24 protein-coding genes and 1 pseudogene are annotated in these 25,981 nt (G+C 71.6%); 11 read left to right on the forward strand and 14 right to left on the reverse strand.

Annotated elements, in window-relative coordinates:
• Window positions 1–33 precede the first annotated feature (33 nt).
• Window positions 34–786, forward strand: coding sequence for an ElyC/SanA/YdcF family protein (locus tag AB0K12_RS44205; RefSeq protein ID WP_364574591.1), 753 nt, complete (start codon window positions 34–36; stop codon window positions 784–786).
• Here AB0K12_RS44205 and AB0K12_RS44210 read toward each other — a convergent pair.
• From AB0K12_RS44210 to AB0K12_RS44225, 4 genes are read right to left on the reverse strand one after another with little or no spacing between them, the layout of a single operon-like run.
• The gene (locus tag AB0K12_RS44210) at window positions 748–1,938 is read right to left on the reverse strand and encodes a PrsW family intramembrane metalloprotease (protein ID WP_364574593.1); all 1,191 of its coding nucleotides are present in this window, start codon (window positions 1,936–1,938) and stop codon (window positions 748–750) included. The genes AB0K12_RS44205 and AB0K12_RS44210 overlap by 39 nt on opposite strands.
• Window positions 1,925–2,878, reverse strand: coding sequence for a cation diffusion facilitator family transporter (locus AB0K12_RS44215; protein ID WP_364574595.1), 954 nt, complete (start codon window positions 2,876–2,878; stop codon window positions 1,925–1,927). Before AB0K12_RS44215 ends, AB0K12_RS44210 begins: the two co-directional genes overlap by 14 nt.
• Entirely contained in the window at window positions 2,875–3,258 is a 384-nt protein-coding gene (locus tag AB0K12_RS44220; protein WP_345386133.1) for a metalloregulator ArsR/SmtB family transcription factor, read from the reverse strand. Before AB0K12_RS44220 ends, AB0K12_RS44215 begins: the two co-directional genes overlap by 4 nt.
• Window positions 3,259–3,311: 53 nt before the next feature.
• Window positions 3,312–4,256: a heme o synthase gene (locus AB0K12_RS44225; RefSeq protein WP_355421809.1), complete on the reverse strand. Its 945-nt coding sequence runs from the start codon at window positions 4,254–4,256 to the stop codon at window positions 3,312–3,314.
• Between the two features lie 293 nt (window positions 4,257–4,549).
• On the opposite strand from AB0K12_RS44225, the gene tkt reads away from it, so the two are divergent.
• The 6 genes from tkt to pgl are packed head-to-tail and all read left to right on the forward strand — an operon-like array spanning window position 4,550 to window position 12,704.
• On the forward strand, window positions 4,550–6,658 hold the full coding sequence (tkt, locus tag AB0K12_RS44230; protein WP_364574598.1) for a transketolase: 2,109 nt from the start codon (window positions 4,550–4,552) through the stop codon (window positions 6,656–6,658).
• A 7-nt stretch (window positions 6,659–6,665) separates the two neighbouring features.
• Window positions 6,666–7,757: a transaldolase gene (gene tal / locus AB0K12_RS44235; protein ID WP_364574600.1), complete on the forward strand. Its 1,092-nt coding sequence runs from the start codon at window positions 6,666–6,668 to the stop codon at window positions 7,755–7,757.
• Entirely contained in the window at window positions 7,757–9,370 is a 1,614-nt protein-coding gene (locus AB0K12_RS44240) for a glucose-6-phosphate isomerase (protein WP_364574673.1), read from the forward strand. The genes tal and AB0K12_RS44240 overlap by 1 nt, the downstream gene beginning before the upstream one ends.
• A gap of 1 nt (window position 9,371) precedes the next feature.
• Window positions 9,372–11,009 carry a glucose-6-phosphate dehydrogenase gene (gene zwf, locus AB0K12_RS44245; RefSeq protein WP_355421800.1) on the forward strand — a complete coding sequence of 546 codons (1,638 nt, stop codon included), beginning with the start codon at window positions 9,372–9,374 and terminating at the stop codon, window positions 11,007–11,009.
• Window position 11,010: 1 nt separating this feature from the next.
• Entirely contained in the window at window positions 11,011–11,925 is a 915-nt protein-coding gene (locus tag AB0K12_RS44250) for a glucose-6-phosphate dehydrogenase assembly protein OpcA (RefSeq protein WP_364574602.1), read from the forward strand.
• A 5-nt stretch (window positions 11,926–11,930) separates the two neighbouring features.
• The gene (gene pgl, locus AB0K12_RS44255; RefSeq protein WP_364574675.1) at window positions 11,931–12,704 is read left to right on the forward strand and encodes a 6-phosphogluconolactonase; all 774 of its coding nucleotides are present in this window, start codon (window positions 11,931–11,933) and stop codon (window positions 12,702–12,704) included.
• A 107-nt stretch (window positions 12,705–12,811) separates the two neighbouring features.
• Here the strand turns inward: pgl and add are convergent, their stop codons facing one another.
• The gene (gene add, locus AB0K12_RS44260; protein WP_364574604.1) at window positions 12,812–13,831 is read right to left on the reverse strand and encodes an adenosine deaminase; all 1,020 of its coding nucleotides are present in this window, start codon (window positions 13,829–13,831) and stop codon (window positions 12,812–12,814) included.
• Window positions 13,832–13,929: 98 nt separating this feature from the next.
• On the opposite strand from add, the gene AB0K12_RS44265 reads away from it, so the two are divergent.
• Window positions 13,930–14,679 carry a methyltransferase domain-containing protein gene (locus AB0K12_RS44265; RefSeq protein WP_364574606.1) on the forward strand — a complete coding sequence of 250 codons (750 nt, stop codon included), beginning with the start codon at window positions 13,930–13,932 and terminating at the stop codon, window positions 14,677–14,679.
• A gap of 15 nt (window positions 14,680–14,694) precedes the next feature.
• Here the strand turns inward: AB0K12_RS44265 and AB0K12_RS44270 are convergent, their stop codons facing one another.
• Window positions 14,695–15,468 (reverse strand): hypothetical protein, encoded by a 774-nt coding sequence (locus tag AB0K12_RS44270; protein WP_364574608.1) that lies wholly within the window; start codon window positions 15,466–15,468, stop codon window positions 14,695–14,697.
• Window positions 15,469–15,541: 73 nt separating this feature from the next.
• Between AB0K12_RS44270 and AB0K12_RS44275 the strand changes: the two are divergent.
• Window positions 15,542–15,958 (forward strand): annotated as a pseudogene (locus tag AB0K12_RS44275) (Clp protease N-terminal domain-containing protein); the annotation flags it as partial.
• Between the two features lie 211 nt (window positions 15,959–16,169).
• Here AB0K12_RS44275 and AB0K12_RS44280 read toward each other — a convergent pair.
• The gene (locus tag AB0K12_RS44280; RefSeq protein ID WP_364574677.1) at window positions 16,170–17,393 is read right to left on the reverse strand and encodes an ROK family protein; all 1,224 of its coding nucleotides are present in this window, start codon (window positions 17,391–17,393) and stop codon (window positions 16,170–16,172) included.
• A gap of 45 nt (window positions 17,394–17,438) precedes the next feature.
• Window positions 17,439–18,461 (reverse strand): GNAT family N-acetyltransferase, encoded by a 1,023-nt coding sequence (locus AB0K12_RS44285; RefSeq protein WP_364574610.1) that lies wholly within the window; start codon window positions 18,459–18,461, stop codon window positions 17,439–17,441.
• 159 nt (window positions 18,462–18,620) lie between these two features.
• Here AB0K12_RS44285 and AB0K12_RS44290 point away from each other — a divergent pair, with 159 nt between their 5' ends.
• On the forward strand, window positions 18,621–20,222 hold the full coding sequence (locus AB0K12_RS44290) for an amidohydrolase (protein ID WP_364574612.1): 1,602 nt from the start codon (window positions 18,621–18,623) through the stop codon (window positions 20,220–20,222).
• Window positions 20,223–20,269: 47 nt separating this feature from the next.
• On the opposite strand, the gene AB0K12_RS44295 is transcribed toward AB0K12_RS44290, so the two are convergent.
• From AB0K12_RS44295 to gap, 5 genes are all read right to left on the reverse strand, one after another.
• Window positions 20,270–20,614, reverse strand: coding sequence for an RNA polymerase-binding protein RbpA (locus AB0K12_RS44295; protein ID WP_355421780.1), 345 nt, complete (start codon window positions 20,612–20,614; stop codon window positions 20,270–20,272).
• A gap of 73 nt (window positions 20,615–20,687) precedes the next feature.
• Window positions 20,688–20,918 (reverse strand): preprotein translocase subunit SecG, encoded by a 231-nt coding sequence (secG, locus tag AB0K12_RS44300; RefSeq protein WP_345386151.1) that lies wholly within the window; start codon window positions 20,916–20,918, stop codon window positions 20,688–20,690.
• 99 nt (window positions 20,919–21,017) lie between these two features.
• A complete protein-coding gene (gene tpiA / locus AB0K12_RS44305) occupies window positions 21,018–21,797 on the reverse strand; it encodes a triose-phosphate isomerase (protein WP_364574615.1) in 780 nt (259 codons plus the stop codon).
• A 3-nt stretch (window positions 21,798–21,800) separates the two neighbouring features.
• Complete coding sequence (locus AB0K12_RS44310) at window positions 21,801–22,988, reverse strand: phosphoglycerate kinase (protein WP_364574679.1); 1,188 nt, start codon at window positions 22,986–22,988, stop codon at window positions 21,801–21,803.
• 67 nt (window positions 22,989–23,055) lie between these two features.
• A complete protein-coding gene (gene gap, locus AB0K12_RS44315; protein WP_364574617.1) occupies window positions 23,056–24,060 on the reverse strand; it encodes a type I glyceraldehyde-3-phosphate dehydrogenase in 1,005 nt (334 codons plus the stop codon).
• A 184-nt stretch (window positions 24,061–24,244) separates the two neighbouring features.
• Here gap and AB0K12_RS44320 point away from each other — a divergent pair, with 184 nt between their 5' ends.
• Entirely contained in the window at window positions 24,245–24,886 is a 642-nt protein-coding gene (locus tag AB0K12_RS44320; RefSeq protein WP_364574619.1) for a hypothetical protein, read from the forward strand.
• Between the two features lie 55 nt (window positions 24,887–24,941).
• On the opposite strand, the gene whiA is transcribed toward AB0K12_RS44320, so the two are convergent.
• Entirely contained in the window at window positions 24,942–25,922 is a 981-nt protein-coding gene (whiA, locus tag AB0K12_RS44325; protein WP_026214667.1) for a DNA-binding protein WhiA, read from the reverse strand.
• Between the last annotated feature and the right edge of the window lie 59 nt (window positions 25,923–25,981).

Consider the following 25,981-nt stretch of genomic DNA (forward strand, 5'->3'; position numbering starts at 1 on the left):
TCCGCCACTCCCCCGGCTCCGAAGAGGTGCGATTTGCTGGGAAAAGTCCACCTCTCCCGTAAGGCGCTCCGCCGCACGTACCAGGGGCTGGTGCTGGCCAGCGTGCTCGCGCTGGCCCCCATGACGTGGGCCTGGCTGAGCAGCTACGGGCATCGGACCACGGTGGAGGACACGGCCGAGGACCAGGGCTGGCAGGCGCGGGTGCCGGCCGCGCAGGCCGCGCTCGTGCTGGGCGCCGGCCTGTACGACGGCGTCCACCCCAGCCCGATGCTGGCCCGCAGGCTCGACATCGCCGCCGACCTCTACCGGAGCGGCAAGGTGCGCGCCCTGCTGCTGTCGGGCGACAACAGCCGCGCGGACTACGACGAGCCGACGGCGATGCGCGACTACCTGCGCGCCAGGGGCGTGCCCGACGCCGTGATGGTGCTCGACTACGCCGGGTTCGACACGTGGGACTCGTGCGTGCGGGCCCGCCGCGTCTTCGGCGCCGAGCAGGTCACCGTGGTGACCCAGGAGTTCCACATCCCCCGCGCGGTGACGTTGTGCAGGGCGGCGGGGCTGGAGGCGTTCGGGGTGGGCGACGACTCGGCCAGGCGCTACGCCGCCACCACCTACGCCGGTGCCGCCCGCGAGCTGTTCGCCACCGGCAAGGCGTTCGCCGACGCCGTGATCCTGCGCTCCGACCCCGTCTTCCCGGGGCCGCGCGAGGTCTCGCTCACGCGGATCCTGGCAGAGCCACTGGCCGCGTCAGGTGGGGGCGCCGGGAGCGTAGCCGGGCGGGGGTGAGCCCCGCGCCGCCGAGCGCGCGTGGATCGACGGCACGGGGAAGTCGGCCCTGGCCGTGCTCATGCACTCCAGCAGCGCCCGCTGCTCCTCGTGGAAGGTGTGCTCGTCGACCATGTGGCGGGCCGCCCGCTCGTGCAGCAGCCCCAGCTCGGTGGCGGCGAGCTGGTAGTCGCGCATGGCGCGCACGCCGGCCTTGCCGCCGTGGGCGCGGGCCCACTGCCGGGCCTGGCGGCGCCGCGAGAAGGCCGAGAGCATGTAGATGTCGGCCTGCGTGACGAGCTTGGTCGGCTCGTACGGCGGCAGGTAGCGCTGGATGAGCGCCACGATGCGCCGCCGGTCCCTGAACACCACGCCGATGAGCACCACCAGCACGACCAGCAGCGCCAGGTAGGCCACCACGAGCCCGGGGAACCCGCCGTAGGAGGCCAGGCCGTTCCACAGCCCGTGCAGGATCATCGCGCCGGTCCAGCCGGCCAGCACGTACGTGGTGCGCTCAGGCCCGCTGCGCTGCGCCGCGTACGCCACCGCGACCCCGATCATGGAGCTGAACAGCGGGTGGGCCAGCGGCGACAGCACCCCGCGCAGCACCACCGTGACGGCCAGCCCCTTGACGCCCGAGGTGGACAGGGCGCCGAGGTAGTAGCTGACGTTCTCGCTCATGGCGAAGCCGAGGCCGACCATGCTGGCGTAGATGACGCCGTCGGTGGGCCCGTCGAGCTCGGCCCTGCGGAAGCGCAGCAGGCCGAGCAGCACCAGCCCCTTCATCGTCTCCTCCACGACCGGGGCGCCGAACGTGGCCGCGATGTTGCGGGCGCTCGCCTCCGACAGCTTGGCGGTGTCGATGATGTAGTGCAGGTTGAGCGAGTTGATCACGCCGGCGACGAGCACCGCGATGCCTGCGCCCCAGGCGAAGGCGAAGATGAGGTTGCTGCGCGGCTCGGGTTCCATGCGGTCGAGCGCCAGCACCGCGGCGAGCAGCAGCGGCACCGGCGCGAGCGCGAGGGCGAGGGCGATGAAGAACTGCACCGGAGCGCCGTTGATCACGTCGAAGGAGAACGAGACGAGGGCGCAGATGCCGGTGACGACCAGCCCGATGATCAACGCGAACGACGGGCGGTCCTTCAACACCCAGCGTGGATCACGGGTCGCCATAGGGTGACTTTAACGGATCAGAGTGCCGGGGTCCGTGCGGGTCCGCGCAGTGCCGGTCGAGTCCCGGCACCCCGTGATCGACCTGCAGCGTCGTGTGACCGATCGCGAACCGCTCGTGCAGCAGGTCCGCGAGCCGGGTGCGCACCTGGTGGCAGTCGGAGCCGCGGGCCACGATCACGTGGGCCGACAGCGTCGGATAGCCACTCGTCACCGTCCAGACATGCAGGTCGTGCACCTCCTCCACGTCGGCGTCCGCGGCGAGCAGGCGGCCGATCTCGTCGGGGTCGAGGTCGCTGGGCGCCGCCTGGAGCAGCACGCGGCCGGAGTCGCGCAGCAGCCCCCAGCCGGCCTTGAGCATGAGCGCCGCCACCACGAGCGCGGCGATGGCGTCGGCCTGGCGGAAGCCGGTCAGCCAGACCACGAGGCCGGAGACGGCGGTGGCGACGAAGGCGTACATGTCGTTGAGCACGTGCTGGAAGGCGCCCTCGACGTTCAGGCTGCGCCGGTCCGCCTTCGACAGCAGCAGGGCGGCGCCCGCGTTGACCGCGATCCCGGCCACCGCGGTGACCAGCACGATCGGGCCGTGCACGTCGGGCGGCTCCAGGATGCGGTGCACGCCCTCGTACACGAAGTACGCCACGAGCAGCAGCAGCGTGACGCCGTTGATCTGCGCCGAGAGGATCTCGGCCCGCTTGTAGCCGAAGGTGTAGGCGCCCTTGGGCGGGCGGGCGGCGATGCGCATGGCGACCAGCGCCAGCGCGATCGCGCTCGCGTCGGTCAGCATGTGGGCGGCGTCGGAGATCAGCGCGATCGAGTTGGCGACCACGCCGGCGACCACCTCGGCCACCATGAAGGTGAGGATGAGCGCGAGCGCGCCCCACAGGTAGCGCTTGTCGGCTTCCTGGCTCAGGGCATGCCCGTGCCCGTGCCCCCCGCTCATCCCGTCTCCTTCAGATGCTCCCGGCTCAGGTCGAGCAGCATGCGGACGTGGGCGTCGGCCAGCCGGTAGTAGATCGTCCTGCCGGCCCTGCGGCTGGCCACGATCCCGGCCGTGCGCAGCAGGCGCAGCGCGTGGGAGACGGCGGTGTCGGTCACCTCGACGGCGTCCGCCAGGTCGCACACGCACAGCTCGCCCGCCTCCAGCAGCGCGTACAGCAGCCTGGCCCTGGTGGGGTCGCCGAGCAGGCGGAACAGCTCGGCCAGCCGGGTGGCCTCCTCAGGCGTCACGAGCCGGTCGCGGGTGGCCGCGACCCTGGCGGCGTCGGCCTCCGGCACTGCGCATCCGTCCAGGCTGGTGACAACATCTGAAGAGGTGTTCATATGTGCATGATACGAACGTGAAAAAGCCCGGCGCAATGGCCGGGCCGGAAAAGTCAGGACAAGAGGGGATCGATCGCCACGGCGAGGAACAGCAGCGCCAGGTAGGCGTTCGACCAGTGGAAGAAGCGCATCGGCCGCAGCTGCACGCCCGTCTTGCCGGCGTTGAGCCTGGCCAGCAGGCGGTGCACCTCCCACAGGCACATCGCGCCCAGCACGGCCGCCACCACCGGGTAGAACAGCGTGGTGCCCGCCACCGGCCACAGCGCCAGCGAGCACAGCACGGTCGCCCAGGTGTAGGCGATGGACTCCAGCACCACCCGCCGCTCGGTGGCCACCACCGGCAGCATCGGCACCTTCGCCGCCGCGTAGTCCTCCTTGTAGCGCATGGCCAGCGTCCAGGTGTGCGGCGGCGTCCAGAAGAACACCACCCCGAACAGCACCAGCGGCGCCCAGTCGAGCCGCTCGGTGATGCCGGCCCAGCCGATCATCACCGGCATGCAGCCCGCGATGCCGCCCCACACGATGTTCTGGGCCGTGCGGCGCTTGAGGATCATCGAGTAGACCAGCACGTAGAACAGGATCGCGCCGAGCGACAGCAGCGCGGCCAGCCAGTTGGTGGTCAGCCACAGCCCCAGCGTGGACGCCACGCCCAGCGCGACGCCGAAGATCAGCGCGTTGCGCGGCGACACCTGGTGCCGGGCCAGCGGCCGCCTGCGGGTGCGCCGCATCTTCTGGTCGATGTCGCGATCCACGTAGCAGTTGAGCGCGTTGGCGCTGCCCGCCGATAGGGTGCCGAACACCATGACCGAGATCGACGTCCACAGCGGCGGCAGGCCGCCTGCTGCGAGGAACATCACCGGCAGTGTCGTGATCAGCAGCAGCTCGATGATCCGCGGCTTGGTGAGAGCGATGTAGGCCTTGACGGTCATGCCGATCGAGCGCGGCGCCTCCACCTGCGGAGAGGGGGCCGTCGCCTGCCTGTTGGTCAGCACCGTCAAGGCGCTTCCAGCCTGTCGGAAGTCAACGCGTAACCTCTGATTAGAGCGGATCCATGGGCGGGCGCCGGAACGCCCCTGCGAACAAACAAACTGTAGTCGCAGGGTGAGCCGGTCCGGCCAATGGGGGGCTTGAGCCGTACATGGACACGCGAGGGTGGAATGGGAATCGATCGCCCTGCCGCCTCGGTTAGTGTCCCGTGTAGGCGCGGGCCACGCGATCTCGCGGCCGATCGTGCGGGCCGCGGGCGGGACAAGCCACAACCAATGACAACTAGATTCCGGAGATCGAGCACTTGAGCACCGAACTCGTGCCAGCCCTTGAATGGACCGACCTCGACAAGAAGGCGGTCGACGTCGTCCGGGCACTGGCGATGGACGCAGTGGAGAAGGCGGGCTCGGGTCACCCCGGCACCGCCATGAGCCTGGCCCCCGCCGCCTACCTGTTGTTCCAGCACGTCATGCGGCATGACCCGACCGATCCTTCGTGGATCGGGCGTGACCGCTTCGTGCTGTCGTGCGGCCACACCAGCCTGACGCTCTACCTCCAGCTCTACCTGTCGGGCTACGGGCTCACGCTGGACGACCTGAGGCGGCTGCGCCAGTGGGACAGCCTGACCCCCGGCCACCCCGAGCACGGCCACACCGCGGGCGTCGAGACCACGACGGGCCCGCTCGGCCAGGGCCTCGGCAACGCGGTCGGCATGGCGATGGCGGCCCGCCGCGAGCGCGGCCTGTTCGACCCCGACGCCGCACCGGGCACCTCGCCGTTCGACCACCACATCTGGTGCTTCGTCAGCGACGGCGACATCGAGGAGGGCATCAGCCACGAGGCCAGCGCGATCGCCGGCCACCAGAAGCTGGGCAACCTCGTGGTCGTCTACGACGACAACCACATCTCCATCGAGGACGACACCCAGATCGCCAAGTCCGAGGACGTCGTGGCCCGCTACGAGGCCTACGGCTGGCACACCGAGAGCGTCGACTGGACCGCGACCGGCGACTACGTCGAGGACGTCCAGGCGCTCTACGAGGCGCTCCAGGCGGCCAAGGCCGAGACCGACCGCCCGTCGTTCATCCGGCTGCGCACGATCATCGGCTGGCCCGCGCCCAACAAGCAGAACACCGGCAAGATCCACGGCTCCGCCCTGGGCGAGGCCGAGGTCGCCGCCACCAAGGAAGTGCTCGGCATGGACCCGAGCAAGAGCTTCGACGTGCCGGCCGAGGTGCTGGAGCACGCCCGCGGCATCGCCCAGCGTGGCCGCGCCGATCACGCCGACTGGGAGAAGCGCTACAGCGAGTGGCGCCTGGCCAACCCCGAGCGGGCCGCCGAGCTCGACCGCATCTCGCACCGCGAGCTGCCGGCCGGCTGGGCCACCGCGCTGCCGTCGTTCGACAAGGGCGCCTCGATCGCCACCCGCAAGGCCTCCGGCGAGGTGCTCAACGCGCTCGCGCCGGTGCTGCCCGAGCTGTGGGGCGGCTCGGCCGACCTGGCCGAGTCCAACAACACCACGATGAAGGGCGAGCCGTCCTTCATCCCGGAGGAATACCAGACCAAGGAGTTCCCCGGTAACCGCTACGGCCGCACGCTGCACTTCGGCATCCGCGAGCACGCCATGGGCGCCATCCTCAACGGCATCGCCCTGCACGGCGGCACCCGCCCCTACGGCGGCACGTTCCTGGTCTTCTCCGACTACATGCGGCCGTCGGTGCGCCTGGCCGCGCTGATGAAGCTGCCGGTCACCTACGTGTGGACGCACGACTCCATCGGCCTCGGCGAGGACGGCCCCACCCACCAGCCGATCGAGCACCTGTGGGCGCTGCGCGCGATCCCCGGCCTCGACGTGGTCCGGCCCGCCGACGCCAACGAGACGGCCTATGCCTGGAAGGCCGTGCTGGAGCACACCGACCGGCCCGCCGCGCTGGCGCTGACCCGCCAGAACCTCCCGGTCTACGAGGGCACCAGCGCCGACGGCGTGGCCCGCGGCGGCTACGTGCTGCGCGAGGCGTCCGACGGCCAGCCGAGGGTCATCCTCATCGCCACGGGCAGCGAGGTGCAGCTCGCCGTCGAGGGCCGCGAACTCCTGGAGTCGCAGGGCATCCCGACGCGGGTGGTCTCGATGCCGTGTGTCGAATGGTTCAAGGGGCAGGATTCCGCATATAGGCAGACGGTTCTGCCCTCGTCGATCCGGGCTCGGGTCGCGGTCGAGGCGGGCATCGCGCTCGGCTGGCACGAGTACGTCGGCGAGTGCGGCGAGGTGGTCAGCCTCGAACACTTCGGTGCTTCGGCCCCGTACAGGACTCTGTACGAGCAGTTCGGGCTGACGGCGGAGCGCGTGGCGGCCGCGGCGAGGGCGAGCCTGGCCAAGCTGGGTCAGGACAAGGGCGAGACGACGGGAAACTGAAGAAGAGATGAGCGAGATCCTCAACAAGCTGTCCGGCCAGGGCGTGGCCATCTGGCTCGACGACATCAGCCGTGAGCGGCTGCGCACCGGCAACCTCGAAGAGCTGATCCGCGCCAAGAACGTCGTCGGGGTGACGTCCAACCCGACGATCTTCGCCAACGCGCTCAGCAAGGGCGACGCCTACGACGCCCAGCTGCACGACCTCGCGGTCCGCGGCGTCGACGTCGGCGAGGCCGTGCGCGCCATCACCACCTACGACATCCGCTGGGCCGCCGACGTGCTGCGCCCGGTCTACGACTCCAGCGGCGGCGTGGACGGCCGCGTCTCGCTGGAGGTCGACCCGCGCCTGGCGCGCGACTCCGAGAAGACGATCGCCGAGGCCAGGGCGCTGTGGTGGCTGGTCGACCGGCCCAACCTGATGATCAAGATCCCGGCCACGGTGGAGGGCCTGCCCGCGATCACGCAGGCGCTGTCGGAGGGCATCAGCGTCAACGTCACGCTGATCTTCTCCCTCGAGCGTTACCGCGCGGTCATGGACGCCTGGCTCGCCGGCCTGGAGGCCGCGCAGGCCAAGGGGCTCAACCTGGCCACGATCGAGTCGGTGGCCTCGTTCTTCGTCAGCCGCGTCGACACCGAGATCGACAAGCGGCTCGACAAGCTGGGCAAGCCGGAGCTGAAGGGCAAGGCGGGCGTGGCCAACGCGCGCCTGGCGTACGCGGCGTTCGAGGACGTGATGAACTCCGAGCGCTGGCAGCGCCTGCGCGACGCCGGCGCCCGGCCGCAGCGGCCGCTGTGGGCCTCGACCGGCGTCAAGAACCCCGAATACTCCGACACCCTCTACGTCGACCAGCTCGTCGCGCCCGGCACCGTCAACACGATGCCGGAGAAGACGCTCGACGCCACGGCCGACCACGCCGCCATCTCGGGCGACACCGTGCGCCCGTTCTACGAGCAGGCCTGGAACACCATGGCCGCGCTCAAGGACGCCGGCATCGACTACGACGACGTCGTGAAGGTGCTGGAGGACGAGGGCGTGGAGAAGTTCGCGGCGTCCTGGAACGAGCTGCTCGAGAGCGTCACCAAGAACCTGGTTCCGTGATGGAGGTCTCCTACCGCGAGGAGGGGGTGGCATCCGCCGCCTCCTCCGTCGCGGGGCGCCTCGTCGCCGACGGCGTGCCCGCGCGGCTCGCCGGCGGCGACCCCACGTTGTGGGGTGAGGACGCCGAGGCGGAGGCGGCGGCCCGGCTCGGCTGGCTGTCGCTGCCCCGCCACTCCCGCGAGCTGCTGCCCGTGCTGGGCGAGCTCGCGGGCCGGGCCCGCGCCGCGGGCCTGACGAACGTGGTGCTGGCCGGCATGGGCGGCTCGTCGCTGGCGGCGCAGGTCATCTGCGACACCGCCGACGTGCCGCTCACCGTGCTCGACACGACCGACCCAGGCCAGGTCCGCAGGGCCCTGGCCGAGGGCCTTTCCGCCACGGTCGTGGTGGTGGCGGGGCGCAGCGGCTCGACGGTCGAGACCGACAGCCTGCTGCGCGTCTACGAGCAGCAGTTCGCCGACGCGGGGCTCGACCCGGCCGGCCACATCGTGATCGTCACCGCTCCCGGCTCGCCGCTCGAACGGCGGGCCGTGTCGGCCGGCTACCAGCTCGTGCCCGCCGCCCTCAGCGTGGGCGGCCGCTACTCGGCGCTGTCGGCGTTCGGGCTGGTGCCCGCCGCGCTGGCGGGGGCCGACGTGGAGCGCCTGCTGGACGACGCCGACGAGGTGTCGCCGCTGCTGTCGCGCGACACCGGCAACCCCGGCCTCGAGCTGGGCGCCGCGCTCGCCGGCGCGACGCTGGCCGGCCGCGACAAGCTGGTGCTCGAAGACCAGCTGACGGCCATCAACGGCCTGCCCGACTGGATCGAGGAGCTGGTCGCGGAGTCCACCGGCAAGCAGGGCAGGGGGATCCTGCCGGTGGTGGGCGCCGACCCCAACGGCACCCGCGACGAGCTGGTCGTCGCCATCGACTCCGACGTCGGCGACGTGCGGGTGGACGGGCCGCTGGGCGCGCAGTTCCTGGTCTGGGAGTACGCGACCGCCCTCGCCTGCTCGGTGCTGGGCGTCAACCCGTTCGACGAGCCCAACGTGGCCGAGTCGGCCGCGGGCGCCGACGCGCTGCTGGCCCTGCCCGACCTGCCGACCGGCGCGCCGTCGTTCGTGGACGGCCCGGTCGAGGCGTACGGCGCGGCGACGGCGAAGGACCTGCCCGGCCTGTTCGCCGAGCTGCTGCACGCGATCCCCGGCGACGGCTACCTCGCGGTCACCGCCTACCTCGACCGGCTGGCCGCCTTCGACGCCCTGGTGCCCGACGGCGCCGACTTCGAGCAGATGACCGACGCCTGGATGATGGCCGACCCGCTGACCCTGCGCACCCTGCTCGCGCTGCGCACCGACCGGCCGGTGACGTTCGGGTGGGGGCCGCGCTACCTGCACTCGACCGGGCAATACCACAAGGGCGGGCCACAGAACGGCGTGTTTCTGCAGATCACGGGGGCAGTGGAGGAAGACGTCGCCGTTCCCGGCCGGCCCTACACGCTGGGCCGGCTCCAGCTCGCGCAGGCGCTGGGGGACCTGGGGGCCCTGGAGACCCGCGGGCGCCCCGCCGTACGCCTGCATCTGACCGACCGCGCGGCGGGAGTCGCGCGTTTGCTCGCAGCCGCACAGGAGGCTTGAGATGACTGACCGCGCAGACCCCGCGGCATCCGCGAAGGAGCCCGTCGCCGCGGCTCCCGCGGAAGAGGCGCTCGCCGTGGCGTCGGCCGTCGCCGGCACTGCCACGACCGAGGCGGTGGCGGCGGCCAACCCGCTGCGCGACCCGCGCGACAAGCGGCTGCCCAGGGTGGCAGGGCCGTGCGTGATGGTGTTGTTCGGCGTGACGGGTGACCTGGCCAAGCGCAAGCTGTTGCCGGCCATTTACGACCTGGGCAACCGGGGGCTGCTGCCGCCCGGCTTCTCGCTGGTCGGCTTCGCCCGGCGCGATTGGAAGGACCAGGATTTCGCCCAGTTGACGTATGAGGCCGTCAAGGCGCATGCGCGGACGCCGTTCCGCGAGGAGGTCTGGAAGCAGCTGCGCGAGGGCATCCACTTCGTGCCCGGCGAGTTCTCCGACGACGGCGCCTTCGACGCGCTCGCCATGGCGTTGGCCGAGATCGACGAGACCCGGGGCACGGGCGGAAACTACGCTTTCTACCTGTCGGTGCCGCCGAAGTTCTTCCCCGTGGTGGTGGAGCAGCTCAAGCGCACCCGCCTGTCCGACGCCCCCGACGGCTCGTGGCGGCGCGTGGTGATCGAGAAGCCGTTCGGCCACGACCTGCAGTCGGCCCACGAGCTGAACGAGATCACCACCTCGGCCTTCCCGGAGAGCTCGATCTTCAGGATCGACCACTACCTGGGCAAGGAGACCGTCCAGAACATCATGGCGCTGAGGTTCGCCAACAACCTCTACGAGCCCATCTGGAACCGCAGCTTCGTCGACCACGTGCAGATCACGATGGCCGAGGACATCGGCATCGGCGGCCGGGCCGGCTACTACGACGGCATCGGGGCCGCCCGCGACGTGATCCAGAACCACCTGCTCCAGCTGCTCGCGCTGGTCGCGATGGAGGACCCGACCTCGTTCGAGGCGGCCTCGCTGCGCCGGGAGAAGGAGAAGGTGCTCAAGGCCGTGCGGCTGCCGGCCAACCTGGGGCTCAACACCGCGCGCGGCCAGTACGCCGCCGGCTGGCAGGGCGGCGAGAAGGTCGTCGGCTATCTCCAGGAGGAGGGCATCTCGCCGGAGTCCACGACCGAGACGTACGCCGCGATCAAACTGGAGATCGCCAACAGGCGCTGGGCCGGGGTGCCGTTCTACCTGCGCACCGGCAAGCGGCTGGGGCGCCGGGTGACCGAGGTGGCCGTGGTGTTCCAGCGGGCGCCGCACCTGCCCTTCAGCGCCGACGACACCGAGATCCTCGGCCAGAACGCGCTGGTCGTGCGGGTGCAGCCGGACGAGGGCATCACCGTGCGCTTCGGCTCGAAGGTGCCGGGCACGGCGATGGAGGTGCGCGACGTGTCCATGGACTTCGCCTACGGCGAGTCGTTCCTGGAGTCGTCGCCGGAGGCGTACGAGCGCTTGCTGCTCGACGTGATGATCGGCGATCCACCGTTGTTCCCGCACCAGCGGGAAGTGGAGCTGTCGTGGAAGATCCTCGACCCGATCGAGGAGTTCTGGGCCACGCAGGGCCAGCCGGAGGCGTACGAGTCGGGGTCGTGGGGCCCCGAGTCGGCCGACGCGATGATGGCCCGCGACGGCCGCGTGTGGAGGAGGCTCTGACATGACGACCTTCATGCTGACCGACACCACGGCCGGGAAGATCGCCGCCCAGTTCACGCACCTGCGGCACCAGATGGGCGCGCCGGCCATCGGCATGGTGCTCACGCTCGTCGTGGTGAGCGAGGAGCGCCATCAGTACGACGCGCTGCGCGCCGCCACCGAGGCGGCCCGCGAGCACCCGTCGCGCATCATCGTGGTGATCAAGCGCGAGGAGGACGAGCCGATCAGGCTCGACGCCGAGCTGCGCATCGGCGAGAACACGCCGGGCGAGGTCGTGGTGCTGCGCCTGTACGGCGAGCTGACCGAGCACGCCGACTCCGTCGTCAGCCCCCTGCTGCTGCCCGACACGCCGGTCGTGGCCTGGTGGCCGGGCGCGGCGCCCGACGTGCCGTCCAAGGACGCCATCGGTGCGCTCGCGCAGCGGCGCATCACCGACGCCAAGGGCTTCGACGACGGCGGCGTCAAGTCGCTGGTCATCCGCGCCAAGGGCTACGCCCGCGGCGACACCGACCTGGCGTGGGCCCGGCTGACGCCGTGGCGCAGCCTGCTCGCCGCCGCGTTCGACCAGCCGGTGGGCAAGGTGCGCAAGGGCGTCGTCGAGGCTTCGGCGGGCCACCCCAGCGCGCCGCTGCTCGCGGCCTGGCTGTCGGAGCGGCTGGGCTGCTCGGTCAAGGTGACCGAGTCGGCGGGTCCCGGCCTGACCGCCGTACGCCTGCAGCTCGCCGAGGGTGAACTGTCCGTCGTGCGCACCGACGCCCGGCTGGCCACGCTCTCCCGCCCCGGCCAGCCCGACAGGAACGTGGCGCTGGCCAGGCGGCAGACGTCGGAGCTGATGGCGGAGGAGCTGCGCAGGCTCGACAGCGACGAGATCTACGAGGCCGCGGTGAAGCGGTTCGCGAGGACGTTCAAGGGATGAGCAAAGTGAGCGTGCCCAGCATCGTCGTGCACCGCGACGCCGACGTCCTGGCCAAGGCCGTGGCGGCGCGCATCATCACACGGCTGGTCGACGTGCAGTCGGCCAAGGGCTCGGCGTCGATCGTGCTGACGGGCGGCACGGTCGGCATCGCCACGCTGGCCGCCATCGCGGCCACGCCCGCCAGGGACGCCGTCGACTGGCGGCGCCTCGACGTCTGGTGGGGCGACGAACGCTTCCTGCCCGACGGCGACAAGGAGCGCAACGAGACCGGCGCCCGCCAGGCGCTGCTCGACCACGTCGACGTCCATCCGGAGCGGGTGCACGTCATGCGCGGCCCCGACTCCGGCATGTCGGCCGAGGAGTCCGCCGACGCGTACGCCGCCGAGCTGCGCAAGGCGGCGCGGCCCGAGGACCACGGCCCGGTGCCGGCCTTCGACGTGATGCTGCTCGGCATGGGGCCCGACTCCCACGTGGCGTCGCTGTTCCCCGGCATGCCCGCCCTGTACGACACGCGTCCCGTGGTGGCCGTGCACGGCTCGCCCAAGCCGCCGCCGACCCGCATCTCGCTGACCCTGCCCGCCATCCAGGCCTCGCGTGAGGTGTGGGTGGTCGCGGCCGGTGAGGAGAAGTCGGGCGCGGTGCGCATGGCGCTGTCCGACTCCGGCCCCGTCCAGGTGCCCGCGGCGGGGGCGCGGGGGCGCGGGCGGACGTTGTTCCTGCTCGACCGGGCCGCGGCGGCCAAGATCCCGCCCGGCCTCGGCCGCCACGCCTCCCCCTGAACCGGCCCGCGAGCCACCGGCCTCACGGGTTCGCCCAGGTCACTCCGGGCCCGGTCTCCTCGTGAGACCGGGCCCGGCCTGTTCGCCTTCGGGCGGCTTCTGCCGCGTCAGGCAGTCGCGGTGAGGGCGTCGATCTCGGCGAGCAGCGCCTGCTTGCGCTCCTCCGCCAGATACGACGCCCGCACGCCGTTGCGCGCCAGCTCGGCGAGGTCCTGCCGGCCGAGCCCGAAGACCCGGGCGGCGACCCGGTACTCGTCGGCCAGCGTGGTCGCGAACATGGGCGGGTCGTCGCTGTTGAGTGTCACGAACAGGCCCTCGGCCAGCAGGCGGGGCAGCGGGTGGTCCTCGATGCGGGCGATCTGGCCGGTGCACAGGTTCGAGGTCGGGCACACGTCGAGCGGGATGCCGGTCTCGCGCAGGTGGGCCACCAGCCGGGGGTCGTCCAGGCAGTTGATGCCGTGGCCGATGCGCTCGGCGCCGTAGTGCTCGACGACCTCCCAGATCGTCTCGGGCCCGCTCATCTCCCCGCCGTGCGGGACGCTGTGCAGCCCGGCCGCCCGCGCGGCGGTGAACGCGGCGCGGTAGGCGTCGCGGTACTTCGGGCGTTCCTGCTCGATCCCGCCGATACCGAAACCTACCAATGCGGCGGGAGGTTCTTGCAGGGCATGCTCCAGCGTCACCTTGGCGGCCTCCTCGCCGTACTCGCCGGGGATGTCGAAGATGTAGGCCATCTCGACGCCGTGCTCGGTGAGCGAGCGGCCGGCGGCCAGGTCGAGCGCCTCGGTGACCGCGCGCATGGGGAGCCCGACCACGCGGTGGGCGTACGGGGTGACCTGCAGCTCCGCGTAGCGCCCGCCCTGGGAGGCGAGGTCGCGGGCCAGGCCGAGCACGAGGGTGGCGATGTCCTCCGGCTCGCGTACGAGGGCGTTGACGGCGCCGTACACGCGGGCGAAGTGCGGGAAGTCGGTGAAGGTGTAGAAACGGCGCAACTCCTCCTCGTCCGTGGGCACGCCGCTGCCGGGGTGGCGCCTGGCGAGCTCCAGCACGGTCGGCACCGAGGCGGAGCCGATGAGGTGGACGTGCAGCTCGACCTTGGGCAGGGCGTCGATGAAGGCGTCGATGGTCATGCGCACGACCCTAGGACGGGCGTTCCCTCGAAGAACAGACTTTTCGGCTGAATCTCACACGACATTGTCAGATTGCCCGGCTGGGTTAGGCTGAGGCGGTGACCAACGCCGAAGCGTACGATCGCGGCTTCGCCCACCTCAGCTGCCACACCGTCGGCCCCCTCCTCGCCAAGGCCTGCCCCGGCCGCGCGCCGCGCCTGCTCGACGTGGGCTGCGGCACCGGCGTGGTGACCGCCGCCGCGCTGGCGCTGGGCGCCGAGGTCACCGCCGTCGACGCCGACGCCGCCATGCTGGAGCTGGCCGCCCGGCGGCACCCGTACGCGACCGTGCGGCTCGCCGCCCTGCCCGACCTGCCGTTCGAGGACGGGCGCTTCGACGCGATCGCCGGCAACTTCGTCATCAACCACGTCCCCGACACCCGTGCGGCGCTCGCCGAGCTCCACCGGCTGCTGAGTCCCGGCGGCACGCTCGCGCTGACCTGGTGGAAGGGCGACGAGATGACCGCCACCAACGTCATCGCCGACGCCATCGCCGAGGCCGGCATCCCCTACGGCCCGCCGGTCAGGCCGTTCGCCGCCCACGACACCCCGTCCCGCTTCACGGCCCTGCTGACCGAGGCGGGCTTCGGCGAACCGGCCGTGGAGTGCGTCCGCTGGCGGCACCAGGTCGACCTCGCGACGTGGTGGACCGACGTGGTGGCGGCGGGCGGCGCCCGCTTCGGCACGATCGCCGACCGCCCGCCCGAGGTCGCGGAACGCGTCAGAGCCCACTACCTGAGGCTCGCGGCTCCGTACGAACAGGACGGCTTCCCCGTCTGCGCCTACCTCGCCACCGCCCGCCACCCCTGACCCACCGCCCCTGACTCACCGCTCCAGCCGTTGCCGGGCGTGGCGTTCCTCGCGCTTCGTGACCTCCAGGCGCTGCCTGGCGTCGTCGAGCTTTCCGCGGGCCTTGGCGAGCTTCCTCTCCAGGCGCTCCACCTTCTCCGCGCGCTCGTCGTACTCCCGCTGAGCGCTCTCCAGCGTCGCCAGCCACTCCCGGTGCGCCGCCTCGGCCTCCTCGCGCTCCTTGGCCTTCCTGGCCGCCTCCTCCTCGCGCCTGCGCGCCTCGGCGGCCTCGTCTGCCCCGCCGGCGTCGCCCTTCTTCGTGGCGCGCGACGGCCGCGGCCGGGTGACGGGCGCGGGGGCGAAGCCGCTGTACTGCAAGGGCTTGGCCAGGCGGCCCCGCCGCACCTCGGCGGCCGCCTCCTCGTCCACGAGCGCCGCGTCCAGCGTCTGGTCCACCTCGGTGGCGGCGGCGGCCGACAGGTCACCGGCCTGCCTGGCCAGGCGGCCCACCTTGGCGCTCACCTCACCCCTGAGCCGGGTCAGCCCGGCCAGCTCGTCCGCGTCCTGCTCCTGCCAGGCCGCGCGCAGCCGCTCCCCCACCTCCAGCAGCTCGTCCAGCTCGGCGGGATGCTCGCGGGAGAGCCGGTTCACCGCCCAGGCCGACACCGTGGGCTTGCGCAGCTTCGCGATCTCCTTGGCGAGCCCGCCGTCGCCCGCCTCCTTGGCCGCGCGGGCCGCCTCCGCGCGGGCGGCGGTGAACTCCGGCGGCGGCACCGCGTACAGACGGTCCGCCACCTCGTCGAGATCCACACAGGACAAATACCCCTCACGGCCGGTTTTCTAGCGCATAGTGGAGGCAGCCCCAGCCGAACGGAGGCCCCCGGTGTTCGAACGCTTCACCGACCGTGCGCGCAGGGTCGTCGTCCTCGCCCAGGAGGAGGCGCGGATGATGAACCACAACTACATCGGCACGGAGCACATATTGCTCGGCCTCATCCACGAGCGCGAAGGGCTCGCCTCCCTCGTGCTCGACGGCTGCGGCGTGCAGCTGGAGCGCGTACGCGCCTTCGTGGAGCGGGAGGTGGGCCACGGCGACAAACCGCCCGGCGGGCACATCCCGTTCACGCCGCGCGCCAAGAAGGTCCTGGAGCTGTCGCTGCGCGAGGCCCTGCAGCTGCGCCACAACTACATCGGCACCGAGCACATCCTGCTCGGGCTCATCAGGGAGGGCGAGGGCCCGGCCGCCCAAGCGCTCGCCGACGCGGGCGCGGATCTGACGGACGTACGCCAGCGCGTGCTCAACCGCGTCGGCCGCGGCTCCAAGGAGCGCTCCGGCGAGATGCTCTTCTCCAACGACCCCTCGCTGATCGACCGCCTCACCAGGATCCAGGAGAGCCTCGACCGCATCGAACGCCACCTGGGCATCCAGCGCGAGGAACCCGCCACAGACCAGCGCCAGAACGACGCGAGCGCGGACGAGACCGGCACGGGCTGACGCCCGTTCGCGGAGGTCAGCGCAGGGCGGCCACCGTGTCGAGGGGGTTGTCCAGGAGGCCGGCGAAGGCGAGCTCGGCCGCCCCGGCGAGCGTGGTGTCGTCGCCGAGCGCGGTCACGGCCAGCCGGACGCGTTCGCGCGAGACCGGCAGCACGTGCGCGTCCACGCGGGTGCGCACCCGTGGCGCGGCGCCGGGGTAGACGTCGCGCAGCATGCCGCCGAAGACCACGAGCGCCGGGTTGAACAGGTTGATGAGGTTGACGATGCCGACGCCGAGCCAGTCGCCGACGCGGTCGAGCGCGTGGCGGGCGCGGGCGTCGCCGGTGGCGGCGAGGGCGACGACGGTCCTGATGCCCTCGCGGCCCACGAGCTCGCCGGTCCGTCCCGCGTACCCGAGCAGCGCCTCCTCCCCCGCCTCCGCCTCCAGGCAGCCGCGCGACCCGCACAGGCAGGGCCGCCCGTCGAAGGGGTTGACCAGCATGTGGCCGAGCTCGCAGCCGTAGCCTCCGTCGCCGTCGAGCAGCTTGCCGCCGACGATGATGCCGCCGCCGACGCCGACGTCGCCGTGCAGGTAGATGAGGTTGTCGACGTCGCGGCCCGCCCCTCGTACGTGCTCGGCTACCGCGCCCAGGTGCGCCTCGTTGCCCACCTCGACCGGCAGCCCGAGCCCGAGCCCGGCGGCCAGCTCGGCGCCGAACGCCTGGTCCACCCAGCCGAGATGCGGCCCGTACCGTACGGTGCCGTCGGCCCGCCTGATCAGCCCGCAGTACGACGCCCCGACCCCCACGCACACCGACCCGGGAGCCGCCTCGGCGACCAGTTCGCGGCCGAAGGCGGCGAGGACGCCGACGACGTCCTCAAGATCGACCCCGGCCCGCGCGCGCACGGCCTCGCGCCGGTCGAGCACCCGCCCGCCGAGCCCCACCCGGGCCGCGAGCAGCCGGTCCACGGCGACGTCGAACGCGAGCCCGTACAGCCGCTCCTGCTCGGGCACGACCACGATGGACGGCCGCCCCGCACGCCCCCGGCTGCCGGGCACCCCCTCGCGGACGAGCCCGGCCGCGGCCAGCTCGGCGGTCAGATCCATGATCGTGCTGCGGTTGAGGCCCATGCGGCGGCTCAGCGCGGCCCGCGACACCGCGCCCTCTTTGTGCACGCGCCGTAGCACCTCGCTCAGATTCCGCTGCCGCAGCTGCTCCTGCGTCCGCGCGCCCGCCGCCGTCGCCGTCACCCTCGCCAGCTTAGAACGTGTCCCCGTACGAGCCCAGCGGGACGGCCTCCGGTCTCAGGCCGGCACGACCGCGCCCACCGGCAGCCGCGCCTCGACCACGCCGGGGTCGTCGGTGTAGCCGAGCGTGGCGCCCAGCGAGACGAGCAGCCGGCGCATCCGTGCGTTGTCGGAGAGCATGGACGCCTTGACCTCGGCGTAGCCCAGGTCGCGGGCCGTGCGGACGAGCATCCGCGCCATCGCCGTGCCGAGACCGCGCCCCTGCCAGCGGTCCTCGACCAGGAAGGCCATCTCCGCGATGCCGGGGTCGGGGGTGAACAGCAGGTTGGCCATGCCCACGACCTGCCCGTCGTGCCCGGCGACCAGCGAGTGGCCCTTGTTCCTGTCGCACAGCCGGTCGAACATGCGCGGCGGCAGCGTCGGCATCGCCGTGAAGTAGCGGAACCTGCGCGATTCGGGCGAGCAGCGGTCGTGCAGGTCGCGTACGGCCTCGCGGTAGATCGAGGTGAGCGGCCGCACGGTCACCTCCACGCCGTCGGCGAGCTTGATCGCGCGCTCGGCGGCGGGCTGCTCGGTGGCGGGCTGGGCGAGCCTGGCGAAGGCGGCCGCCCTGGCCGCCTCTGTCAGGGTGAACGGCAGCTCCGCGCGGCGCAGCCGGACCGCCCGCTTGGGCGCGACCGGCACGAGGAGCTGGGTCGGGTCGGGAAGATCACTCACGGCCTCACCATAGATCCACCTGGCGTCGTCCGCGCGCAGCAGCTCGGCCAGCAGCTCGGGCAGCCGCCACGGCATCGTGCGCAGCCTGGAGGCCAGCAGCAGCGCTCTGGTGGGCTCGTCGGTCAGCTCGTGGGCGGTGGCCGGCACCACCTGGACGCGGCGGCCGCCGGCCGCCTCCAGGGCCTCGCGCACGGTCTCGGGCGCGGCGGGGATCTCGGCGACGAACTCGTCGACGGTGCCTTCGGTGTCGGACTGTACGCTCAGGCCGAGGATGTTGCCGCCCCTGTCGGCCAGGGCCGAGGCCAGCGAGGCCAGCCGGCCGGGCCGCTCGTCCACCGTGGTGCGGATGCGCAGGAATCCCATGCGTCAGAGCCTGCCGCGCGGCTGTTACGCGGCCGCTACCGACGTGTTTACATCGCGTGATTCATCGCTAGATGTCCGCTTATATCGCCCTATGTCACCCCAGGGCTCTGGAGGCGGGCGGGCACGGCAAGATGGAGCGACTGCGAGAAAGGACACGCGATGAACATCCTCTTCCGCGGCGGCCGGGTCCTCACCCCCGAGGGCGTCGTGACCGCGGCCGTGCTGGTGCGGGGCGGCGTGATCGCCGCCGTGGGACCGGAGGGGGAGCTGGCGGGCGAGCCGCACGAGACGGTCGATCTCGGCGGCGGTCTGCTGGTGCCGGGTTTCACGGACGCGCACATGCACCCGATTCAGGCGGGCCTGGAACGCGCAAAGTGCGACTTGTCCGAAGTTTTCGGCCTTGAGGCGTACAAAGAAAAGATCGCGGACTATGCCGCCAAAAATCGGGATAAAGAGTGGATCGATGGCGGCGGATGGGACATGTCGGCATTCCCCGGCGGTCTTCCCCACCGGGACGAGATCGACTTTCTCGACCGCCCCGCCTATCTGATCCAGCGCGACCACCACGCCGCCTGGGTCAACACCCGGGCACTCGACCGCGCCGGCATCACCCGCGACACCCCCGACCCCGCCGACGGCCGCATCGAGCGCGACGCGAGCGGCGTGCCGACGGGCGTCCTGCACGAGGGCGCGATGGACCTCGTCGGCCTGCTCACCCCCCGCCCGGCCGCCCAGGACCTCCAGGACGCGCTGGCGGACGCCGAGCGGCACCTGTTCTCGCTCGGCGTCACCGGCTGGCAGGACGCCATCGTGGGCTCGTACGCGGGCTCCGACGACCCGTTGCCCACCTACCTGTCCGCGGCCGGCTCAGGACGCCTGCGGGCCCGCGTGGTGGGCGCCCTGTGGTGGGACCGCACCCGGGGGCTCGACCAGGTCGAGGAGCTGGAGGCAAGGCGCGCGTCGGCGGCGGGCCTGGAGCGGTTCAGCGCCGGTTCGGTCAAGATCATGCAGGACGGCATCACGGAGAACTTCACCGCCGCCACGCTGGAGCCGTACTGCCTGTGCGGGGGCACGGGCCTGTCGTACGTGGACCCCGTCAAGCTCAAGGAGTACGTCGCCGAGCTGGACAGGCGCGGCTTCCAGGTGCACTTCCACGCCATCGGCGAGCGCGCGGTGCGTGAGGCGCTCGACAGCCTGGAGGGCACCGACCCGGCCAACCGCCACCACATCGCCCACCTGCAGATCATCGAGCCGTCCGACGTGCCGCGCTTCGCCGCGCTCGGCGTCACGGCCAACCTGCAGCCGCTGTGGGCCACCCACCACGCGCAGATGGACGAGCTGACCCTGCCCTACCTGGGCGAGCCGCGCTCGTCGTGGCAATATCCGTTCGCCGACCTGGTGGCCTGCGGCACCCGGTTGTGCGCGGGCAGCGACTGGCCGGTCTCCAGCGCCGACCCGCTGCAGGGCATGCACGTGGCGGTCAACCGTACGGAGCCGGGCGGGTCGGTGCACGCCGGCTACCCGACGGCGCAGACGCCGTTCCTGCCCGGCCAGCGCATCGGCCTGGCGACGGCGATGCGGGCGTACACCGAGGGCTCGGCCTGGATCAACCGCTCACCGGCGGGGCGCATCGAGCCGGGCCGGCCCGCCGACCTGGTGGTGCTCGACCGCGACCCGTTCGCGCTGCCGTCCGGCGACATCTGGACGACGCGGGTGCGGATGACGTTCGTGGACGGCGAGATCGTGCACGAGAAGGCCTGAGACAAGCCGAAGGGGCCCCGGCGTCGCCGGGGCCCCTTCTACCGCCGCTACCAGGGGGACTTGCTGCTGCGCAGGCGCTCCAGTGCCTCCTCGAGGATCGCCTTGCCGTCCTTGTCGCTCCTGCGCTCCTTCACGTAAGCCAGGTGCGTCTTGTACGGCTCGTTCTTCGGCGGGGCAGGCGGGGCCTCCTCGTCCTGGCCGGCTGGGAGGCCACAACGTGGGCAGTCCCACAGCTCGGGGACCGCCGCGTCGCTGGCGAAACTGGGGCGCGTCTCGTGCATGTTGGCGCACCAGAACGAGACCCGCACTCTCGGAGCTGCCTCGCCGCGCTCGGCCTCCCCCATCGGGCCGGCGCCGACTCGGCTGCCACGGATCGCGTTGCCACTACCCACGGATGAACTCCTCGCTCGATCGCCCCGTGTGCGGACACGGGGGGAGAATCACTGTCACGCGTTAACTGATTGCTCAGGACCGCAGAAGCAGGCCCAGAGCGATGATGCAGACGAACCAGACCACGCCCGTGATGACGGTCAGCCGGTCGAGGTTGCGCTCCACCACCGAGGAACCACCGAAGTTCGACGAGAAACCGCCGCCGAACATGTCAGACAGGCCACCACCCTTGCCCTTGTGGAGCAGGACGAGCAGGATCATGAGAAGGCTCGCCAGGATGAGGGCGATGGAGATTCCGAGTTCCACGGTATGCCTGTTCCTTCGATGCTCTGTTACGCGTGACGATTCAAACTTGCCTCTTGAGGGTACGACCTGATGTCAAGTCGCACCCCCAGAACGGCCGAGTTAGCCGGGTATATCAGAGAATCGGCAGATCTTCGCGAACTCCCCGGCGTCGATGCTGGCACCGCCCACGAGCGCGCCGTCGACATCCGGCTGAGCCATGATCCCCGCGATGTTCCCTGACTTGACCGAGCCACCGTAAAGGATACGGATCCCCGAGGCCACTTCGGTGTCGTAGAGCTCAGCGAGTCTCACTCGCAACGCTCCGCAGACCTCCTGCGCGTCCTCAGGGGTGGCCACCTCGCCGGTGCCGATCGCCCACACCGGTTCGTAGGCCACCACTATCGATTTTGCCTGCTCGGCGTCGATTTTGCGCAGCGCGCCGTCGAGTTGGCCGAGACTGTACGCGATGTGGCGGCCCTCTTGACGCACCTCCAGGCCCTCGCCCACGCACAGGATGGGCGTCAGCGAGTGGCGGTAGGCCGCCTGCACCTTGGCGTTGACGAGGTCGTCGTCCTCACCGTGGTATTGGCGGCGCTCGGAGTGGCCGATCGTCACGTAGGTGCAGCCGAGCTTGGCCAGCATGGCGCCCGACACCTCACCGGTGTAGGCGCCCCCGTCGTGCCTGGACAGGTCCTGGGCGCCGTACACGATCCTGAGCTTGTCGCCGTCGACCAGGGTCTGGACGCTGCGCAGGTCGGTGTAAGGAGGCAGGACGGCGACCTCGACCTTGTCGAAGTCCTTGTCGTTGAGCGCGAAGGCCAGCTTCTGGACCAGCGCGATGGCCTCGAGGTGGTTGAGGTTCATCTTCCAGTTGCCGGCGATGAGCGGCTTGCGCTGCAACTCTCAGTCCTCCAGGGCCGCGAGTCCGGGGAGGGTCTTGCCCTCAAGGTATTCGAGGCTGGCCCCGCCACCCGTGGAGATGTGCGAGAAGCCGTCCTCGGGCAGGCCGAGCCTGCGTACGGCGGCCGCGGAGTCGCCGCCGCCCACCACGGTGAACGCGTCGGCGCCGATGAGCGCCTCGGCCACGGCCTTGGTGCCGCCGGAGAACGCGTCGAACTCGAACACGCCCATCGGCCCGTTCCAGAACACGGTCTTGGCGTCGGCGACCTTGCTCGCGAACAGCTCGCGCGTCTTCGGCCCGATGTCGAGCCCCTCGCGGTCGGCCGGGATCGCGGTGGCCTCGACCACGTCGTGCTCGGCGTCGGGCGCGTAGGTGACCGCCGCGAGCACGTCGACGGGCAGCACCAGCTCGACGCCGCGCCGCCCGGCCTCGTCGAGGAAGCCGCGCACCTGGTCGAGCTGGTCCTCCTGCAGCAGCGAGTTGCCGACCTCGTGGCCCTGGGCCTTGAGGAACGTGTACGCCATGCCGCCGCCGATGAGCAGCCTGTCGACCTTGGTCAGCAGGTTGGCGATGACGCCCAGCTTGTCGGAGACCTTGGCGCCGCCGAGCACGACCACGTAGGGGCGCTCGGTGTCCTCGGTGAGCCTGCGCAGCACCCCGACCTCGGCCTCGACCAGCCCGCCCGCCGCGTGCGGCAGCAGCCTGGGCACGTCGTAGACGCTGGCGTGCTTGCGGTGCACGGCGCCGAAGCCGTCGCCGACGTAGAGCTCGGCGAGGCCGGCCAGCCTCTCCGCGAACGCGCCGCGCTCGGCGTCGTCCTTGGACTCCTCGCCCGGCTCGTAGCGGAGGTTCTCCAGCAGGGCCACCTGGCCGTCCTGGAGCGCCTCCACCGTGCTCGCGGCGCTGTCGCCGACCACGTCGGCTGCGAAGGCGACGTCCTGGCCGAGCAGCTCGCCCAGGCGGGCCGCGACGGGCCGCAGCGAGTATTTCGGCTCGGCCTTGCCCTTGGGCCTGCCCAGGTGGGCGCAGACGACGACCTTGGCGCCCCGCTCCAGCAGGGCCTTGATCGTCGGGACCGACGCGCGGATGCGGCCGTCGTCGGTGATCGTCTCCCCGTCGAGGGGGACGTTGAGGTCGGCGCGCACGAGCACGCGCCGCCCCTTCACGTCGAGATCGTCGAGCGTGCGCATGCTCATGCTCCCGTTCCTGCGGGGCACGCGGACGGCGCGCCCCGGCGTGTACGCGACCGCTCCGGCATCAGAGCCCGCGGCCCACCAGCTCGACCAGGTCGGCCAGGCGGTTGGAGTAGCCCCACTCGTTGTCGTACCAGCCGACGACCTTGACCTGGTTGCCGATCACCTTGGTGAGCCCGGCGTCGAAGATGCAGGAGGCCGGGTCGGTGACGATGTCGGAGGAGACGATCTGGTCCTCGGTGTAGGTGAGGATGCCCTTGAGCGGGCCCTCGGCGGCGGCCTTGACCGCGGCGTTGACCTCCTCGACCGTGACGTCGCGGCCGACCTCGACGGTCAGGTCGGTGGCCGAGCCGGTGGGGATCGGCACGCGCATGGCGAAGCCGTCGAGCTTGCCCTTGAGCTCGGGCAGGACCAGGCCGATGGCCTTGGCGGCGCCGGTGGAGGTGGGCACCACGTTGAGCGCGGCGGCGCGGGCGCGGCGCAGGTCCTTGTGCGGGCCGTCCTGCAGGTTCTGGTCCTGCGTGTAGGCGTGGATGGTGGTCATCAGACCCTTCTCGATGGTGAAGGAGTCGTGGATGACCTTGGCCATCGGGGCCAGGCAGTTGGTGGTGCAGGAGGCGTTGGAGATGATCGTGTGCTGGGCCGGGTCGTACGCGCCGTCGTTGACGCCCAGCACGAGGGTGATGTCCTCGTTCTTCGCCGGGGCGGAGATGATGACCTTCTTCGCGCCGTTGTCGGCGTGCACCTTGGCCTTGGTGGCGTCGGTGAACAGGCCGGTCGACTCGACGACGACGTCGACACCGAGGTCACCCCACGGCAGCTTGCCCGGGTCGCGCTCGGCGAAGACCTTGATCGACTTGCCGTCGACCGTGATCTCGTCGCCGCCGGCCTTCACCTCGTAGGGCAGGCGGCCCAGGATGCTGTCGTACTTCAGCAGGTGCGCGAGCGTCGCAACGTCGGTCAGGTCGTTGACCGCGACGATCTCGATGTCCTTGCCGCTGGCGGCGACAGCGCGCCAGAAGTTGCGACCGATGCGGCCGAAGCCGTTGACGCCTACGCGGATGCTCACGGGAACCGATCTCCTCGAACAGATGCGGGCTGGAAACCTCAATCACGAACCTTATCGGACCCAAATTGGTTTAGACCACTGCAGGTACCGGCATGTGAATCGGCGTTCCTACGACACGTTTTGCGAGGTTCGAGTAAAGTGCCCGACTCGTCGGAGTAAATTCGTGCATTCTCTGGGGGCTGAGATGTCACATAAGCGGTCCGGCCTACTGTCCGGGCTCTTCATCGGCCTGCTCGCCGCGCTCGTCTGCGCGGCGGGGCTGGGGGCGGCCGTACTGTTCCAGGAGAGCCTGCCGGAGGCGGTGATGAGCTTCGGGGGCGGAGTGCCCATCTCGCTGGCACTGTCGCTGCTCATCGCCCTCCTCGTCACGCTCGCCATGGGCGCCGTACGCCCGCGCAGCCTCCTGCTCGTCCCCCTCGCCGCCGTGTACGCGGGCGGCGCCGTCGCGGCCGGCCAGATCACCGGCTCGTCCGTGCTGATCGGCGCGGGCCTGCGCACGCCCGCCGACCGCACGCCCGCCGACCTGTCCGACGTCAGCCTGCCCGTCTTCAACCAGGGCCTGCCGTACGCGCTGCGCGTCTACCGCGAGCCGCTGGCCGAGACCTGGCCGGCCTGGCTCTACATCGCCGTGGCCGCGCTGGCCGCGCTCGTCCTGCTCACCCTGCGGGTCCTGCGTGTGCGCCGGGCGCAGCGCGCCGAGACGCCCGACCAGCCGGAGGACTCCTCCGGCGAGCCGGAGTACCGGGCCCCGTTCGAACCCGCCCAGCAGCCCGCCCCCAAGCCCACCACGGACCTGTTCACCCCGCGCAAGCCCGCCCGCGACTAGCCCGCCGCCCCCGCCAGGGACGGGTGGTGGCCCGTCCCTGCGCCGGCGAGTCCGATCACGGGGCCAGCATGTCCACTGTGAGATTGGCCTCAGTGTTGGGGATGCCCAGGTCGGACGCCCTCTTGTCGGCCATCGCCAGCAACCGCCTGATGCGCCCCGCGATGGCGTCCTTCGTCAGCGGCGGGTCGGCGATCTGCCCCAGCTCCTCCAGCGACGCCTGCTTGTGCTCCACCCGCAGCCGCCCGGCCACCACCAGGTGCTCGGGCGCCTCGTCGCCGAGGATCTCCAGCGCCCGCTGCACCCGCGCGCCCGCCGCCACCGCGGCCCGCGCCGAGCGCCGCAGGTTGGCGTCGTCGAAGTTGGCCAGCCGGTTGGCGGTGGCCCGCACCTCGCGGCGCATCCGCCGTTCCTCCCAGGCCAGCACGCTGTCGTGCGCCCCGAGCCGGGTCAGCAGCGCGCTGATGGCGTCGCCGTCGCGGACGACCACGCGGTCCACCCCGCGCACCTCGCGCGCCTTGGCGTGGATCTTCAGCCGGCGCGCCGAGCCCACCAGCGCCAGCGCCGCCTCCGGCCCCGGGCAGGTGACCTCCAGCGACATCGACCGGCCGGGCTCGGTCAGCGAGCCGTGGGCCAGGAACGCGCCGCGCCAGGCGGCCTCGGCGTCGCAGGCCGCGCCCGCCACGACCTGGCGGGGCAGCCCGCGCACGGGGCGGCCGTGGTTGTCGATGAGACCCGTCTGCCTGGCCAGCGCCTCACCGTCGCGGTAGACGCGTACGACGTAGCGCGAGCCCTTGCGCAGCCCGGCGGGAGCCAGCACCAGCACCTCGGCCTTGTGCCCGAACACCTCGCCGATGTCCTTGATCAGCCGCCGCGCGGTGGCGTTGGTGTCGAGCTCGGCCTCGATCACGATCCGCCCGCCCACCAGGTGCAGGCCGCTGGCGAACCGCAGCAGCGTCGAAACCTCCGCCTTGCGGCAGCACGGCTTCAGCACCGGCAGGCGGCTCAGCTCGTCCTTCACCACACCTGTCATCGCCATGCGTTAGTCCTCTCCCCCATTCAGACCGGCTCCCTTGAGTCTCTCGCACCTTCGCGCCA

The organism is Nonomuraea sp. NPDC049419, from assembly GCF_040676995.1.
Taxonomy (GTDB): domain Bacteria; phylum Actinomycetota; class Actinomycetes; order Streptosporangiales; family Streptosporangiaceae; genus Nonomuraea; species Nonomuraea salmonea.